The following is a 14,820-nucleotide window of genomic DNA, read 5'->3' as shown; positions in this document are numbered from 1 at the left end:
ACGTCACCCCCGGCTCCGGACAGACCGTGGCGATCGTAGTCACGCCGCCGAGGGCGACAGGTCGAGCTTCATGCCGACCTTCCGGTAGCTCGGCAGGTCGCGCACGGTCAGCGAGGCCACCGGGCAACCGTCCCGGTTCACGGACGCGGTCAGGACGTAATCGTCCCGACCGGGGATGAGGCCGAGGTGTTCGAAGTTGACCGTCCACCGCTTCGGGAGCACGATCCGGTATTCGATCAGGCTGGTGATCTCGCTGAAGGACACGAGAAAACTGTCCGGGCCCTCACCCCGGACGAAGGGCAAGCACTTCCGGGGCCAGGAGATGTCGGCCACGAACGTGAACTCCTCGCCGCGGGAGATCGGCCGATCGAGGTGGATGAACGTCTTGATCCGGCCACCGCGGGTCCAGTGGTGGGTGATGTCCAGACGTGTGCCCCCGAGACCGTGCCTCTCCGAGGTGCGAACCTCGATCCGGACCTGGTCCTGGTGCGCCTGCGGCCAGTTCCAGTTGACCCCGTCGTGGAAGCTCACGAAGTCGAGGCGGTCGCACTCCGCCACCACCGTGAAGCACAGGCGCTGGTCCACGTCACCGTTCTCGCCGACGCGGACTTCCTGAGCCCAGGCTTGGACGCGCCAACGTTGCCCTCGTTCCCGTTCGATCAAATCACAGTAATAAGCCAGGAGCTCGGGATAAAGGTCGCTCCGCGCACTCTTCCGAGGTCGAAACAAACTCATCGCGCCACCCCCTCAACCCGAAGGATAAGGCTTTGAAAGGGTGATCGACGATGGTTGACCCGAAGAGCCGAACCGGGGTGTTGGACCGGTTCAGCGACAAGCCTCCGTGCGGGTCGGAGAGGACTCGCGCCGTTTCAGGTAGTACCCGGTCCACGAGGTGACCACGACGAGTGCCACCAGCACCTGCACGAGGCGGGCCGCGGAGTCCGGGTAGAGGACGCCGTCGATGTAGGTGTCGATGAAGCCCACCACCAGCCGCGGTTGGCCGGAGGCGGCGCGCAGCTCGTTCTCCAGCCAGGTCAGGGGGCAGGCGAGCGGGAACAGCACGATCAGCAGGCCCCAGGTGGCCATGGCCAGGTGGAAGTACAGCACCCTCGGCCAGCGCCAGGCCAGGAAACCCCCGACCACCAGGAAGACGAGAACGGCGAAGTGCACCACCATGACGAGCTCGGCGAACGCGCGCGCGACCATAGCGACCTCCCGCTGCCAGACTAGGCCGCCGGGTGATCGCGCGTCGGCGAATGACGTGTGGGCCGGCCCTCAGCCGCGCGGCAACGCCTGCCAGGGCACCCGGCCCGCCACGTCCAGCAGCAGGTCGGCCAGGGGCGCCAGCGGCGCCTGGAGCAGCGGGCCCGGCACGGCGGCGGCGAGGTTGTGCTCGTCGAACGCGATCGCCACCCCGTTCGCCCGCGGGTCCTGCAGCAGCGCCTGGGCGAGTCCCAAGCCGAGCAGGGCGGAGGCGAACGCGGGGTTGCGGCGGCGCACCTCGTAGCGGCTGTCGAACGCCGGGTCGCCGGTCGCCACGAACTGCTCGAACAGGCCCCACACGCTGTCGTTGCGCGGGCTGATCAGCACCCACGGGCCCGGCATGGGCCGCGGCACGACCACCACCGTGTACGTGCGGTACTCCGACGCGACCACGTTGTCCGCGCGGAACACCACCTCGACGGCGAGCACGGGCACCCCGCGCCAGTGGCCGACGAGCTGGAACTTCACCCGGCTCCGGTCGGCCTCCAGCATCCGCCCGACCTGCGGCACGCGCTCCTGGAAGCCCTGGTCCTCGGCGACGAACCGCCAGCCCAGCGACGCCTCCAGCGCCCGCATGCCCTGCTCCCACTGGTTCACGAACTCCTGGTTCGCGAACGGGTTCCGCTTGCGGCGGGACAACCCCACGGCGACCCCGACACCCAGGATCGCCACGATCACCAGCAGCAGGACCAGCGCGACCACGTCAGGCCAGGCCCAGGTCGTTCAGGTCCAGCAGGTACCGGTACGGCAGGCCGGCGTCCTCGATGACCTCGCGCGCGCCCGTGCCCCGGTCCACGACCGTCGCCACGCCGACCACCGTCGCGCCGTTCGCGCGCAGCGCCTCCACGGCGGTCAGCACGCTGCCGCCGGTGGTGGAGGTGTCCTCGACGGCGAGCACGCGCTGCCCGGCGACCTCGATGCCCTCGATCTGCCGCTGCATGCCGTGCTGCTTGGCGGCCTTGCGCACGACGAACGCGTCGAGCACCTCGCCGGACGCCGCGGCGGCGTGCATCATCGCGCACGCGACCGGGTCGGCGCCCAGCGTCAGCCCGCCCGCGGCCACGTAGTCCCAGTCGGCGGTGAGCTGCCGCAGCAGCCTGCCGATCAGCGGTGCCGCGGCGTGGTGCAGCGTCGCCCGGCGCAGGTCGATGTAGTAGTCGGCCTCGGCGCCCGAGGACAGCGTCACCTTGCCGTGCACCACGGCCAACTCGCTCACCAACCGCGCCAGCTCGGCCTTCGCCGCGGCGTCCAGGACCACATCAGTTCGCACGGGTCCCAAGAGTGTCACATCGCGCCGCGCGCCAACACACCGTTACCCGCCCCGGCGCCGACACCCCCGCCGGCGTCCGCCCTCAGGTGCGCCCGCGCCCGCCCGCCACGCGGGAGGCGATGCGGCGCACCAGCGCGCGCGGGACCAGCCGGGCGAACGTCGTGATCGCCTTGTACTGGGTCCCCGGGACGGACAGCACCTTGCCCGAGCGCAGGTCGGCGAGGCACTCGTGCACCACCCGGTCGGCGTCGAGGTAGAGCAGGTCGGGCGTCTTGGACATGTCGATCCGCGCCCGCTGGTGGAACTCGGTGCGCACGAACCCGGGGCACAGCGCCAGCACGCGCACCCCCGTGCCCGCCGTGGCCATCGCCATGCCCTCGGAGAACGACGTCACCCACGCCTTGTCGGCGCTGTAGCTGGTGCCGCGGCCGGGCAGGAACCCGGCGACGCTGGACACGTTGACCACCGCGCCCCGGCCCCGCGCCACCATCCCGGGCAGCGCCGCGCGGGTCAGCAGCAGCACGCTCGTCACGTTCACGTCGAGCTGGGACCGCAGGTCGCGCGGGTCGGCGGTGGAGAACTCGCCGGAGATCGCGAAGCCGGCGTTGTTGACCAGCAGGTCCACCTCGCGTCCGGCGAGGAAGTCGGCGACCTTCGCGCGACCGGCCTCCGCGGCCAGGTCGGCGGGCAGCACCTCGGCGGTGATGCCGTGCGCGGCGCGCAGCTTGGCCGCCGTCTCCTCCAGGCGGCGCTCGTCGCGGGCGACCAGCACCAGGTCGTGGCCCTCGGCGGCGAGCCTGCGGGCGAACGCCGCGCCGATGCCCGACGACGCGCCCGTCACCAGGGCGGTGGGCGGCGTCACGGCTTGCGCCCGAACTGCGGGCGGTGGACCTCGCCACCGGCTTCGGCCTCGGGGTCGGCCTCGAACGGGTCGATCACGTCGGCCAGCTCGCCGAGGTCGCGCAGCAGCCGCTCCAGGCGGGCGGGCGTGGAGTTGGGCGGCGCGGCGGCGAGCACCCAGTCGTCCTCCAGCCACACGACGGTGACGTCGCCGCCGATCTCCTCGGCCGCGTCGACCAGGTCGGGGGTGATGAGCTTGCGCGCGGCGGGCAGCTCGCTGACGAACGCGTACCGCGAGCCGACCGGTCCGAGCAGGTCGGGCATCTGGTCGCGCTGGAACGGCACGCTGGGCAGCCACAGCTCGACGACCACGGACAGCGGCTTGCGGCAGCGCACGCCGACGAGCACGGAGTTGACCTTGCCGCCGGTCTCGTGGTCGAGCACGTAGACCTGGCGGCGGCCGTCGGCGGTGAAGGTCGAGCCCGCGACGACGTCCTTGGCGACGCCCGCGCCGTAGTAGGCGATCGCGCCGCTCTCCCAGCGGGTGGGCAGCACGTGGTCGGTCTCCTCGAACTGCCAGCCGCGCAGCGCCGCCCAGCGGCGGCGCTCGCGGTTACGCGCGGTTCGCTGCGCCCGGTCGGTCGCGAGCAGGGCGAACCCCGCGACGCCCGCGACCGCGGCGACGGTGAACCAGACCCACGCCGGTATGCCCACGGTGCGAGAGTAGCGGGCGGCGGTGAACAAACGAAGATCACTTGGGGCGTGGTTCGCGCGAACGGATCAAGCTGTTACCCGGATCGCGCGGGGGACGTGGCGCGCGCCACGGCGGGCGGGCCGAACGCCGACCCCGACTTATCCACAGGCCACGGCGTTGTCCACAGGCACGGGCCGCCCTTACCCCCGCTGTCGGTGCCGGCCGGCAGAGTAAAACCAGGGGTCCCCCGGTCGGGGACGCCTGCGCAGCCGGCTCCGCAACCGGGCCGCCGCCAGACCGGGCCCACAGACAGACCAGCCCCCCGCCAGACCGAGCCGCAGACAGACCGGGCGGAGGTCCCGCGAGGGTTTGCCGGGCGGCATCGAATCGCCAGGTGAACGCGGACGTGCCCGGCGAGGTGTCGACACCTCGCCGGGCACGTCCGAACAAGACCGGTCAGGACCGGCCGACGATCAGGCCCGAGTGGTCGTCCAGCACCTCGACCTTCACGGTGTCGCCGTCCCGCACCTCGCCCGCCAGCAGCTCCTTCGCCAACTGGTCGCCGATCGACGACTGCACCAGCCGCCGCAGCGGCCGCGCGCCGTACACCGGGTCGAAGCCGTTCAGCGCCAGCCACTCCCGGGCCGCGGGCGTGACCTCCAGGTGCAGCCGCCGCTGCGCAAGGCGCTTGCCGAGCCGGTCGACCTGGATGTCCACGATGGACGTCAGCTCCTCGGTCGCCAGCGAGTGGAACACCACGACGTCGTCCAGCCGGTTCAGGAACTCCGGCTTGAAGTGCGTGCGCACGATCGACATCACGGCGTCCTTGCGCTGCAGCTCGTCCAGGGTGGCGTCCGCGATGAAGTGCGAGCCGAGGTTCGAGGTCAGCACCAGGATCGTGTTGCGGAAGTCCACCGTGCGGCCCTGGCCGTCGGTCAGCCGGCCGTCGTCCAGCACCTGCAGCAGCACGTCGAACACGTCCGGGTGAGCCTTCTCGACCTCGTCCAGCAGCACGACCGAGTACGGGCGGCGCCGGACCGACTCCGTCAGCTGGCCGCCCTGGTCGTAGCCGACGTACCCGGGGGGCGCGCCGACGAGCCGGGCCACCGAGTGCTTCTCGGAGTACTCGCTCATGTCGATCCGGATCATGGCGCGCTCGTCGTCGAACAGGAACTCCGCCAGCGCCTTCGCCAGCTCCGTCTTGCCGACGCCGGTCGGGCCGAGGAACAGGAACGAGCCGGTCGGCCGGTCCGGGTCGGCCACGCCCGCGCGGGTGCGCCGGACCGCGTCCGACACCACCCGGACGGCCTCCGCCTGCCCGACCACGCGCCTGCCCAGCTCCTCCTCCATGCGCAGGAGCTTCGCCGTCTCGCCCTCCAGCAGCCTGCCCGCCGGGATGCCGGTCCACGCGGAGACCACGTCGGCCACGTCGTCCGGGCCGACCTCCTCCTTCAGCATCACGGCGGCGTCCTGCGTGGTGCGGGTCGCCTCCTCCAGCTCCTTCTCCAACGCCGGGATGCGCCCGTACCGCAGCTCCGCGGCACGGCCCAGGTCGCCGTCCCGCTCGGCCCGCTCCGACTCGCCGCGCAGCTGCTCCAGCTGCTCCTTGAGGTCGCGGACCTTCTCGATGGAGCCCTTCTCGTTCTGCCAGCGCGCCGTCAGCCCGGCGAGGTCCTCGCGCTTCTCGGCCAGCTCGGCGCGCAGCGCGGCCAGCCGTTCCACGGAGGCCGGGTCGGACTCCTTGGCCAGCGCCATCTCCTCGATCTCCAGCCGCCGCACGGCGCGCTCGACCTCGTCGATCTCGACCGGGCGGGAGTCGATCTCCATGCGCAGCCGGGACGCGGACTCGTCCACCAGGTCGATGGCCTTGTCCGGGAGGAAGCGGGCGGTGATGTAGCGGTCGGACAGGGTGGCGGCGGCGACCAGCGCGGCGTCGGTGATGCGCACGCCGTGGTGCACCTCGTAGCGGTCCTTGAGGCCGCGCAAGATGCCGATGGTGTCCTCGACGGACGGTTCGCCGACGAAGACCTGCTGGAAGCGGCGCTCCAGGGCCGGGTCCTTCTCGACGCGCTCGCGGTACTCGTCCAGCGTGGTCGCGCCGACCATCCGCAGCTCGCCGCGGGCCAGCATCGGCTTGATCATGTTGCCCGCGTCCATGGCGGACTCGCCGGTCGCGCCCGCGCCCACGATCGTGTGCAGCTCGTCGATGAACGTGATGACCTGGCCGGCCGAGTCCGTGATCTCCTTGAGCACGGCCTTCAGCCGCTCCTCGAACTCGCCGCGGTACTTCGCGCCCGCGACCATCGCGCCGAGGTCGAGCGCGACGACCTTCTTGCCGCGCAGGCTCTCGGGCACGTCGCCGGCGACGATGCGCTGCGCCAGGCCCTCGACGATGGCGGTCTTGCCGACGCCGGGCTCGCCGATCAGCACCGGGTTGTTCTTCGTGCGGCGCGACAGCACCTGCACCACGCGGCGGATCTCGGCGTCACGGCCGATGACCGGGTCCAACTCGCCCTTGCGGGCGCGCTCGGTCAGGTCGACGCCGTACTTCTCCAGCGCCTGGTAGGTGCCCTCCGGGTCGGGGCTGGTGACCCGCGCGGAGCCGCGGACCCGGCCGAACGCCTCCTTGAGCGACTCGGGGCTCGCGCCGTGGCGGCGCAGCAGGTCGGCGACCTGGCCGCCGTGCTGGGCGAGGCCGACCAGCAGGTGCTCGGTCGACACGTACTCGTCGCCCATCTCGGTGGCGAGCTCCTGCGCCTTGCCCAGCACCCGGACCGCGTCGCGGGAGAACTGGGGCGCGGACACGGACGAGCCGCTGGCCGCGGGCAGCGCCCTGGTCAGCTGCTCCAGCTCCTTGTGCACCTGCTTCGGGTCGGCGCCGACGGCCGAGAGCAGGGGCGCGGTCAGGCCGTCGCCCTGCGCCAGCAGCGCGCCGAGGAGGTGGACCGGGCCGACGTCGGGGTTGCCCGCGATGGTCGCCGCCTGCACGGCGGCGGACACGGCCTGTTGCGTCTTCGTGGTCGGGTTGAAAGCGTCCATTCCTCACCTCGGTCGGGTGTTCCTGCCGCAGGGGCCGGCGTCGCGCACCAGCCTTCATCCGGATCAACGTCAGAAAAGTTGAGCCTGTTCCGCTCAACCTAGCGGAAGCGTGTGGCGTGGGCCACGGCCGGAAATCGACGTGCGACCGAACGGACCCCGCCCCCAGGATTGGCCGATGACCTCACTCGTGCACCACATCACCGTCGACTGCCGGGACGCCTACGCGCTGGCCGGCTTCTGGAGCCAGGTCACCGGCCGGCCGATCTCCGCCGACGACCAGCCGGGCGACCCCGAAGCGCTCGTCGCGCTCGGCGAGGGGCCGGGGCTGCTGTTCATCCAGGTCCCCGAGCCCAAGGCCGTGAAGAACCGGCTGCACCTCGACCTGCGGCCCGACATCCCGCGCGACGCCGAGGTGGAGCGGCTGCTGGGGATCGGGGCGGCGCTGGTGTCGGACATGCGCCGACCGGACGGCACGGGCTGGGTCGTGCTGGCCGACCCGGAGGGCAACGAGTTCTGCGTTGAACGCAGCGCAGCGGAGCGGTCCGAGCAGGGCTGACCCGGGTCACCCGGATGTCGTAGCAGCTTGTCCACAGCCGAGCCGAAGTTGTCCACAATCCGCAGGTGGGAATCCACAGGCGATTGCGGCCCACCGCACCGCCGCGGTCTGCCGGCCGCCACCGGGGTGAACGTGGGCACCGGAGCGCCGGCCGGACGTGCCGGCGATGTCGGGTGAGCCACATGCCGTGAGGTCTAGTGCACCTGGAGGTGGGCGAAGACCGCTAGATTCGGTATATGTGATGGGGAATGCCCACCCGTTCGCGGGAACTGTCTGCAACCGTCCGTGACCGCACTGCACTCGAAGGTGGCATCAAGGAGTCAACCGGCCAGTTGGCGGGTTAGTGTCCCCTCGTCGGGGATGGAAGCTTGACGAGGACGTAGCGCCCTTGCTGGCGCCGCCAGAAACGTGGAGACTGCGCCCGGACCATGACTGCGAACGCCGTGTTGAGCCCCATCCCTACCCCGCCACACCGCCAACCTCCCCCCGGGGTCACCGCCATGGTGCGGATGATCCGGGAGAGCTTCGCGGTGGTGGAGCCGCGCTCCGAAGAGGTGGCCAAGTTCTTCTACGGCATGCTCTTCAGCCTCGCGCCGGCGACCCGCGAGATGTTCCCCGTGAACATGGAGGTGCAGCGCAGCCGCCTGCTGCGCGCCCTCGTCCACGTCGTGCAGATGGTGGACCGGCCGGACGACCTCATCCCGTTCCTGCGGCAGCTCGGGCGCGACCACCGCAAGTTCGGCGTCGTGAACGTGCACTACGAGTCCGTCGGCACGGCCCTGCTGGCGGCGGTGAAGAAGTACGCCGGGCCCGCGTGGACGCCGCAGGTCGAGATGGCGTGGGCCGAGGCGTACACGATCATGGCGCGGGCGATGCAGGAGGCGGCGGCCGCCGACGACGGCCCGGCCTACTGGCACGCCACCGTGCTGGACCACCAGCGCGTGAGCTGGGACCTGGCGGTCGTCCGGCTGCAACCGGATCACCCGGTCGGGTACCGGGCGGGGCAGTACGTCAGCGTCGAGACGCCCCAGCGCCCGCGCCTGTGGCGGTACTACTCGCCCGCCAACGCACCCCGTGACGACGGCATCATCGAGTTCCACATTCGCTCGGTCGAGGGCGGGTGGGTCAGCCGTTCGGTGGTGGGGCACACGCAGCGCGGCGACGTGTGGCGCATCGGTCCGCCGATGGGCCGGCTGAGCGTCGACCGCAAGTCCGGGCGGGACGTGCTGATGGTCGCCGGCGGGACCGGGGTCGCGCCGATGCACGCGATCATCGACGAGATGGCGCAGTGGGGCGAGAACCCGAGGGTGCACCTGTTCCTGGGCGGGCGGACCCGGGAGGACCTGTACGACCTGGACAACCTCCAGCGGTTCGCCATGACCAACCCGTGGCTGACCGTCGTGCCGGTGCTGGAGTCGGACCCCGGCGCGCGGGGCGTGGAGCAGGGCACGCTCGCCGACGTGGTCACCCGTTACGGGGCGTGGGAGGACCGGGACGTGCTGGTGTGCGGCTCACCGTCCATGATCCGGGCGACGGTGTCCCGCATGCTGGTCGCCGGCACCCCGCTGGACCGGATCAAGTACGACCCGTTCACCCTGGACTGAGCCACTTCCCGAAAAACTTTCACCTCACGGAGCCACTTCGGCCGCCGCGCCGTGCACCCAGCTGTGGCCGCCTCGGCGGTCACGGCCGCCCGGACGGCCTCGGCGGCACCCCGCGCCGTCCTGACCGCACACCGCCATCGCCGGAGCCCGTCGCCACCCGTCCGGGCGACAGCTCCTCACGCCCGTCCGGGCCACGCCGCACCGAGGATCGCCGCCAACGTCGCCGGACGGCTCGTCTGCGGGCAGTGCCCGCCCTCGACCTCGATCGCCTCGACCCCGAGCCGCTCACGCGCCGCGCGCCGCATCCACGACGGCCGCAACGTGCGGTCCTCGCGCGGCAGGACGTAGGTCGACGGCAGCTGCGGCACCTCGTGCACCTCGCGGTACGTGGCGACGGGGTGGAACAGCCGCAACGTCCGCAGGCCTGCGCGCACGCCGGCCAGGTCGCAGTCGTGGAACAGGAAGTACGCGGCGACCACGGGGTCCGCGGTGGGCGGCTCGGTGAGGGCGCGCCACTCCGGGTTGAACATCTCGCCCGTGTCGACGGACAGCTCGTCGGCCAGGGACACCGGGCCGGGCACCACCGCGGCCACCCACACCAGGTGCGACGCGGCCACGGCCCGGGCGATGGCCGGCATCAGCAGGCCCGCGCCGGAGTGGCCCACCAGCACCGGGGCCAGCGCGTCGCCCGCTTGGGCGCGGGCGATCGCGGCGTAGTCGGTGGCGCGCAGCTCCGGCCGGTCGGTCGGCAGGTCCACGGCCACGGTCCGGTGGCCGCGGCCGCGGAGCAGGTCGGCCACCGGACGCCAGGAGGCCGGTGACTGGGTGGTGCCGTGCACGAAGACGAAGTCCACGTGGGTCCCCATCCGGGCGGCGGGCGGTGTGGTGGGTAAGCGTGAGTGTGGTGGGTGGGCGTGAGTGCGGTGGGTGGGTGTGGTGGGTGGCTGCGGGCGGGTGGGTAGGTGCGGGTGGGGTGGTGGTCGCGGGGTTCCTCGTTCTAACCGAGGTGTGGTAACGGCGTTTCCGTACATTGTCGCGACATGATCACCCCATCGGGCGACGCGGTGGGCGGCTCGGGGCCGGTCAGCGCTTCGGCTTCCAGACGACCAGGGCCGTCTCGTGCCGCACCGGCACCAGGTCGCGGCGGTAGGAGGCGTGCACCGACGCGGCGGCGTGCTCGGCGGCGGCCATCGCGTTGGACAGCTGCTCGGTCAGCTCCTGCACCTTCGCCCGCAGCGCGCCGACCTCGTTCTCCAGCTCGATGATCCGCTTGATGCCGGCGAGGTTGACGCCCTCCTCCTGCGACAGCCGCTGCACCTCCCGCAGCAGCACGATGTCGCGCATCGAGTACCGCCGCCCGCCGCCGGACGTGCGGCCCGGCGACACCAGGCCCAACCGGTCGTAGGCGCGGAGGGTCTGCGCGTGCAGACCGGACAGCTGGGCCGCCACGGAGATGACGAAGAACGGGGTGTCCTCGTCGGTGCCGGGCGGGAACGGGAAGCTCACACCGACCTCTTCTCCAACAGGGCGTTGAGCTCCGCGCGCGGGTCGTGCTTCGCCGTCACCGACGCGTAGTTCTCCAACGCCTCCCGGGCTGCGGCGTCCATGTTGTTGGGCACCGCGACGTTCAAGGTGATCAGCAGGTCGCCGACCTGGCCGTCGCGCCGGGCGATGCCCTTGCCCTTCGCCCGCAGCACGCGGCCGCTGGCCGTGCCCGCGGGCACCTTCAAGGTCACCTTGCCCTCGAGCGTCGGCACGGTCAACGTCGTGCCCAGCGCCAGCTCGGGGAAGGTCACCGGCACGGTCACGGTCAGGTCGTTGCCCGACCGGCCGAAGACGGGGTGCGGGTTGACGTGCACGCGCACGTACAGGTCGCCGGCTGGTCCGTTGTTGCGCCCCGGCTCGCCCTGGCCGGCCAGCCTGATGCGCTGGCCGTCGTCGACGCCCGCGGGGATGCGGATCGTCAGCGTCCTGGTCTTGGTGCTCACGCCGTCGCCGCCGCACTCGGGGCACGGGTCGTCCACGATGCGCCCGGTGCCGCGGCAGTCCGCGCACGGCTCGGAGAACGCGAACGCGCCCTGGCTGCGGGTCACCAGGCCGGCGCCGTCGCAGTTCGGGCAGGTCCGCGGCGACGTGCCGGGACGTGCGCCGGACCCGGCGCACGTGCCGCAGGTCGCGGGGCTGGACAGGCGCATGGGCACGGTCGCGCCCTTGACGGCCTCGGTGAAGTCGATGCGGACGTCGGTCTCGACGTCCTCGCCGCGGCGGGGCCTGGTCGCGGACGCGGACGTGCCGCCCCGGCGGTTGAACAGGCCGCCGAGCAGGTCGCCGAGGCCGCCCATGCCGCCGGGTTGCGCGCCGCCCTGGCGGCCGAACAGGTCGCCGACGTCGAACCCGCCGCCGCCCGTGCCGAAGCCGCCGGGGAACCCGCCGCCTCCGGCGAAGAGGCGGCGGGCCTCGTCGTACTGCTTGCGCTTGGCGCTGTCCGACAGCACGCCGTACGCCTCGGACACCGCCTTGAACCGCGCCTCGGCCTTGGCGTCACCGGGGTTGGCGTCGGGGTGCAGTTCCCGCGCCAACTTCCGGTACGCCTTCTTGATCTCGTCGGCCGAGGCGTCCGAGGTGACGCCCAGCTCGCGGTAGAAGTCCTTCTCGATCCAGTCGCGAGCGCTCAACGGACGCCGCCCCCTTTCCTCAGTCCTGCTGCTCTTCGACCGGCTTCTCGGCGGTCTCTTCGGTCTGCTCGCCCGCGGCCTGCTCGGCGGCGGGCTCGTGGTCGGTCACGGCGACCAGCGCGGGCCGCAGCACGCGCTCGCCGAACCGGTAGCCGCGGCGGAGCACGGCGGTGACGGTCGGCCCGGTGACGTCCGGGGACGTGCTGTGCTGCACGGCCTCGTGGACGGACGGGTCGAACTCCTCGCCCTCGTGCCCGAACGGCTCGAGGCCGGTGCCGTGCAGGGCGCTGACCAGCTTGTCGGCCACCGCCTTGAACGCGCCGGTGAGGTCGCCGTGGGCGCCGGCCCGCTCGACGTCGTCCAGCACGCCGAGCAGTTCGCCCGCCACCTGGGCCTTGGCCGTGGTGATCACCAGTTCCCGGTCGCGCTCGACGCGCTTGCGGTAGTTGGCGTACTCGGCGGTCAACCGCTGGAGGTCGGCGGTCCGCTCGTCGAGCTGGGCCTTCAGCTCGACGGACGGGTCGACGGCCACGGCCTGGGCGTCGTCGGGGGCCTCGGGGGCGGCGTGCTTGCCGCCGCCCTCGGGCTCCGCCACCGCTTCGGCCCGCGCTTCCTCGTCGGGCGCCGCCTGCCGCACCTGCCCGGTCTCCGGGTCGATGCGCCTGCGGTCGCGCACGACCACGTGGGGCTGTTCCTCGGGGTTGGTCACTTCTTCTCGTCCTCGTCGACGATCTCGGCGTCCACGACGTCGTCGGCCTTGGGCGCGTCGCCGGCGGTCGTGCCGCCCGCGGCGCCCGCGGCGTCGGCCGTGGGTGCGTTGGCGTACAGGGACTGGCCGATGGCCTGGGACTCCGTGGCGAGCTTCTCCACGGCGGCGCGGACCTTGGCGATGTCCTCGCCCTTGAGCGCCTCGGTGGTCTCGGCGATGGCCGCGGTGACCTTCTCCTTGACGTCGGCCGGGATCTTGTCCTCGTTCTCCTTGAGGACCTTCTCCGTCTGGTAGACCAGCGTCTCGGCCTGGTTGCGGACCTCGGCCTCGTCGCGGCGGCGCTTGTCCTCCTCGGCGTGCGCCTCGGCGTCCTTGATCATCCGCTCGATGTCGTCCTTCGGCAGCGCCGAGCCGCCGGTGATCGTCATCCGCTGTTCCTTGCCGGTGCCCATGTCCTTGGCCGACACGTGCACGATGCCGTTGGCGTCGATGTCGAAGGTGACCTCGATCTGCGGGACGCCCCGCGGCGCCGGCGGCAGGCCGGTCAGCTCGAACATGCCGAGCTTCTTGTTGTCCCGGGCGAACTCGCGCTCACCCTGGAACACCTGGATCTGCACGGACGGCTGGTTGTCGTCGGCGGTGGTGAAGATCTCCGAGCGCTTGGTCGGGATCGTGGTGTTGCGCTCGATGAGCTTGGTCATCACGCCGCCCTTGGTCTCGATGCCCAGGGACAGCGGGGTGACGTCGAGCAGCAGGACGTCCTTGACCTCGCCCTTCAGCACACCGGCCTGGAGGGCGGCGCCGACGGCGACGACCTCGTCCGGGTTGACGCCCTTGTTGGGCTCGCGGCCGCCGGTCAGCTCCTTGACCAGCTCGGCCACGGCGGGCATGCGGGTGGAGCCGCCGACCAGCACGACGTGGTCGATGTCGCCGACGCTGATGCCGGCGTCCTTGATCACGTTGTTGAACGGCGCGCGGGTGCGCTCCAGCAGGTCGTTGGTGATGCGCTGGAACTCGGCGCGCGACAGCGTCTCGTCCATGAACAGCGGGTTCTTGTCCGCGTCCACGGTGATGTAGGGCAGGTTGATGGAGGCGTTGTTCGAGCTGGACAGCTCGATCTTGGCCTTCTCGGCGGCCTCGCGGATGCGCTGCAGCGCCATCTTGTCCTTGGTCAGGTCGATGCCGTTGCTCTGCTTGAACCGCTCGACCAGCCAGTCCACGATGCGCTGGTCCCAGTCGTCGCCGCCGAGGTGGTTGTCGCCGGAGGTCGCCTTGACCTCCACGACGCCCTCGGCGAGTTCGAGCAGCGAGACGTCGAACGTGCCGCCACCGAGGTCGAAGACCAGGATGGTCTGCTCCTTGTCGCCCTTGTCGAGGCCGTAGGCCAGGGCGGCGGAGGTGGGCTCGTTGACGATGCGCAGCACGTTGAGGCCCGCGATCTGGCCGGCCTCCTTGGTGGCCTGCCGCTGGGCGTCCTCGAAGTAGGCGGGGACGGTGATCACCGCGTCGGTGATCTCCTCGCCCAGGTACGCCTCGGCGTCGCGCTTGAGCTTCATCAGCACGCGCGCGCTGATCTCCTGCGGCGTGTACTGCTTGCCGTCGATGTCGGCCGTCTTCCAGTCCGTGCCGATGTGGCGCTTGACGGACCGGATGGTGCGGTCGACGTTGGTCACCGCCTGGTTCTTGGCGGGCTGCCCGGTGAGCACCTCGCCGTTCTTGGCGAAGGCCACGATGGACGGGGTGGTGCGCGACCCCTCGGAGTTGGCGATCACCGTCGGCTCGCCACCCTCGAGTACCGCGACGACGGAGTTGGTCGTCCCCAGGTCGATGCCGACCGCTCGCGCCATTGGTTCCTCCTGGTAGTGCGTCTGTGAGAGCCCCGCATTGAGCGGTACCGGCTCAAGTTTAACCGGCACCGGTGGACTTGAGTCCACCCGGCTCAACCTTCCTGCCTGTCCAACGCGCCTGGCGGCCCCGGTGTTCCCGCCCGGCGGTGATCCGGGCCACTCCGGACGCGGAACGGCCCCGGTCGGCGACACGAGGGGTGTCGCCGACCGGGGCCGCGTGGTCGGTGCCTAGGCAGTGTCCTGTAAGCCGGTGATCAGGGCGTCTGGTAGTTCTTGGGCATGGTGGGGCGTGGCGAGCTGACCGATCGTGCCTGGGCGGCGAT

The 14,820-nt window shown here is 71.7% G+C and carries 14 protein-coding genes; 2 read left to right on the top strand and 12 right to left on the bottom strand.

Annotated elements, in window-relative coordinates; genetic code table 11:
- Nucleotides 1-39 precede the first annotated feature (39 nt).
- The 7 genes from ACIGNX_RS06580 to clpB all read right to left on the bottom strand — a co-directional run bounded on the left by ACIGNX_RS06580 (nt 40) and on the right by clpB (nt 7,106).
- Nucleotides 40-735 carry a hypothetical protein gene (locus ACIGNX_RS06580; RefSeq protein WP_396537041.1) on the bottom strand — a complete coding sequence of 232 codons (696 nt, stop codon included), beginning with the start codon at nt 733-735 and terminating at the stop codon, nt 40-42.
- A gap of 90 nt (nt 736-825) precedes the next feature.
- On the bottom strand, nt 826-1,206 hold the full coding sequence (locus ACIGNX_RS06575) for a DUF2784 domain-containing protein (RefSeq protein WP_396537039.1): 381 nt from the start codon (nt 1,204-1,206) through the stop codon (nt 826-828).
- A 69-nt stretch (nt 1,207-1,275) separates the two neighbouring features.
- On the bottom strand, nt 1,276-1,965 hold the full coding sequence (locus ACIGNX_RS06570; RefSeq protein ID WP_396537037.1) for a hypothetical protein: 690 nt from the start codon (nt 1,963-1,965) through the stop codon (nt 1,276-1,278).
- Nucleotide 1,966: 1 nt separating this feature from the next.
- Nucleotides 1,967-2,521 carry an orotate phosphoribosyltransferase gene (pyrE, locus tag ACIGNX_RS06565; RefSeq protein WP_396538166.1) on the bottom strand — a complete coding sequence of 185 codons (555 nt, stop codon included), beginning with the start codon at nt 2,519-2,521 and terminating at the stop codon, nt 1,967-1,969.
- A 94-nt stretch (nt 2,522-2,615) separates the two neighbouring features.
- Nucleotides 2,616-3,395 (bottom strand): SDR family NAD(P)-dependent oxidoreductase, encoded by a 780-nt coding sequence (locus ACIGNX_RS06560; protein ID WP_396537035.1) that lies wholly within the window; start codon nt 3,393-3,395, stop codon nt 2,616-2,618.
- Nucleotides 3,392-4,087, bottom strand: coding sequence for a hypothetical protein (locus ACIGNX_RS06555; RefSeq protein ID WP_396537033.1), 696 nt, complete (start codon nt 4,085-4,087; stop codon nt 3,392-3,394). The genes ACIGNX_RS06560 and ACIGNX_RS06555 overlap by 4 nt, the downstream gene beginning before the upstream one ends.
- Nucleotides 4,088-4,523: 436 nt before the next feature.
- Complete coding sequence (gene clpB / locus ACIGNX_RS06550; protein ID WP_396537031.1) at nt 4,524-7,106, bottom strand: ATP-dependent chaperone ClpB; 2,583 nt, start codon at nt 7,104-7,106, stop codon at nt 4,524-4,526.
- Between the two features lie 175 nt (nt 7,107-7,281).
- Here clpB and ACIGNX_RS06545 point away from each other — a divergent pair, with 175 nt between their 5' ends.
- Together ACIGNX_RS06545 and ACIGNX_RS06540 are read left to right on the top strand one after the other, a co-directional pair.
- A complete protein-coding gene (locus tag ACIGNX_RS06545; RefSeq protein WP_396537029.1) occupies nt 7,282-7,662 on the top strand; it encodes a VOC family protein in 381 nt (126 codons plus the stop codon).
- 500 nt (nt 7,663-8,162) lie between these two features.
- Nucleotides 8,163-9,266 (top strand): FAD-binding oxidoreductase, encoded by a 1,104-nt coding sequence (locus tag ACIGNX_RS06540; RefSeq protein ID WP_396537027.1) that lies wholly within the window; start codon nt 8,163-8,165, stop codon nt 9,264-9,266.
- A 176-nt stretch (nt 9,267-9,442) separates the two neighbouring features.
- Here ACIGNX_RS06540 and ACIGNX_RS06535 read toward each other — a convergent pair whose 3' ends face one another.
- The 5 genes from ACIGNX_RS06535 to dnaK all read right to left on the bottom strand — a co-directional run bounded on the left by ACIGNX_RS06535 (nt 9,443) and on the right by dnaK (nt 14,497).
- Nucleotides 9,443-10,120 carry an alpha/beta fold hydrolase gene (locus tag ACIGNX_RS06535; protein WP_396537025.1) on the bottom strand — a complete coding sequence of 226 codons (678 nt, stop codon included), beginning with the start codon at nt 10,118-10,120 and terminating at the stop codon, nt 9,443-9,445.
- Between the two features lie 229 nt (nt 10,121-10,349).
- A complete protein-coding gene (locus ACIGNX_RS06530) occupies nt 10,350-10,772 on the bottom strand; it encodes a heat shock protein transcriptional repressor HspR (protein WP_396537023.1) in 423 nt (140 codons plus the stop codon).
- Nucleotides 10,769-11,941 carry a molecular chaperone DnaJ gene (dnaJ, locus tag ACIGNX_RS06525; protein ID WP_396537021.1) on the bottom strand — a complete coding sequence of 391 codons (1,173 nt, stop codon included), beginning with the start codon at nt 11,939-11,941 and terminating at the stop codon, nt 10,769-10,771. The genes ACIGNX_RS06530 and dnaJ overlap by 4 nt, the downstream gene beginning before the upstream one ends.
- A 19-nt stretch (nt 11,942-11,960) precedes the next feature.
- Complete coding sequence (gene grpE, locus ACIGNX_RS06520) at nt 11,961-12,650, bottom strand: nucleotide exchange factor GrpE (RefSeq protein WP_396537019.1); 690 nt, start codon at nt 12,648-12,650, stop codon at nt 11,961-11,963.
- Nucleotides 12,647-14,497, bottom strand: a complete 1,851-nt coding sequence (gene dnaK / locus ACIGNX_RS06515; RefSeq protein ID WP_396537017.1) for a molecular chaperone DnaK — start codon at nt 14,495-14,497, stop codon at nt 12,647-12,649. Before dnaK ends, grpE begins: the two co-directional genes overlap by 4 nt.
- Nucleotides 14,498-14,820: the final 323 nt, after the last annotated feature.

Source organism: Actinosynnema sp. NPDC053489 (assembly GCF_044544865.1).
Taxonomy (GTDB): Bacteria; Actinomycetota; Actinomycetes; order Mycobacteriales; family Pseudonocardiaceae; genus Actinosynnema.
This window is presented reverse-complemented; position numbering and strand designations above follow the sequence as displayed.

What these genes read in the sequence shown, in the direction of transcription:
- clpB (WP_396537031.1), bottom strand. Translation starts at nt 7,106, where the DNA reads ATGGACGCTTTCAACCCGACCACGAAGACGCAACAGGCCGTGTCCGCC.
- ACIGNX_RS06580 (WP_396537041.1), bottom strand. Translation starts at nt 735, where the DNA reads ATGAGTTTGTTTCGACCTCGGAAGAGTGCGCGGAGCGACCTTTATCCC.
- ACIGNX_RS06540 (WP_396537027.1), top strand. Translation starts at nt 8,163, where the DNA reads ATGGTGCGGATGATCCGGGAGAGCTTCGCGGTGGTGGAGCCGCGCTCC.
- dnaK (WP_396537017.1), bottom strand. Translation starts at nt 14,497, where the DNA reads ATGGCGCGAGCGGTCGGCATCGACCTGGGGACGACCAACTCCGTCGTC.
- ACIGNX_RS06575 (WP_396537039.1), bottom strand. Translation starts at nt 1,206, where the DNA reads ATGGTCGCGCGCGCGTTCGCCGAGCTCGTCATGGTGGTGCACTTCGCC.
- ACIGNX_RS06545 (WP_396537029.1), top strand. Translation starts at nt 7,282, where the DNA reads ATGACCTCACTCGTGCACCACATCACCGTCGACTGCCGGGACGCCTAC.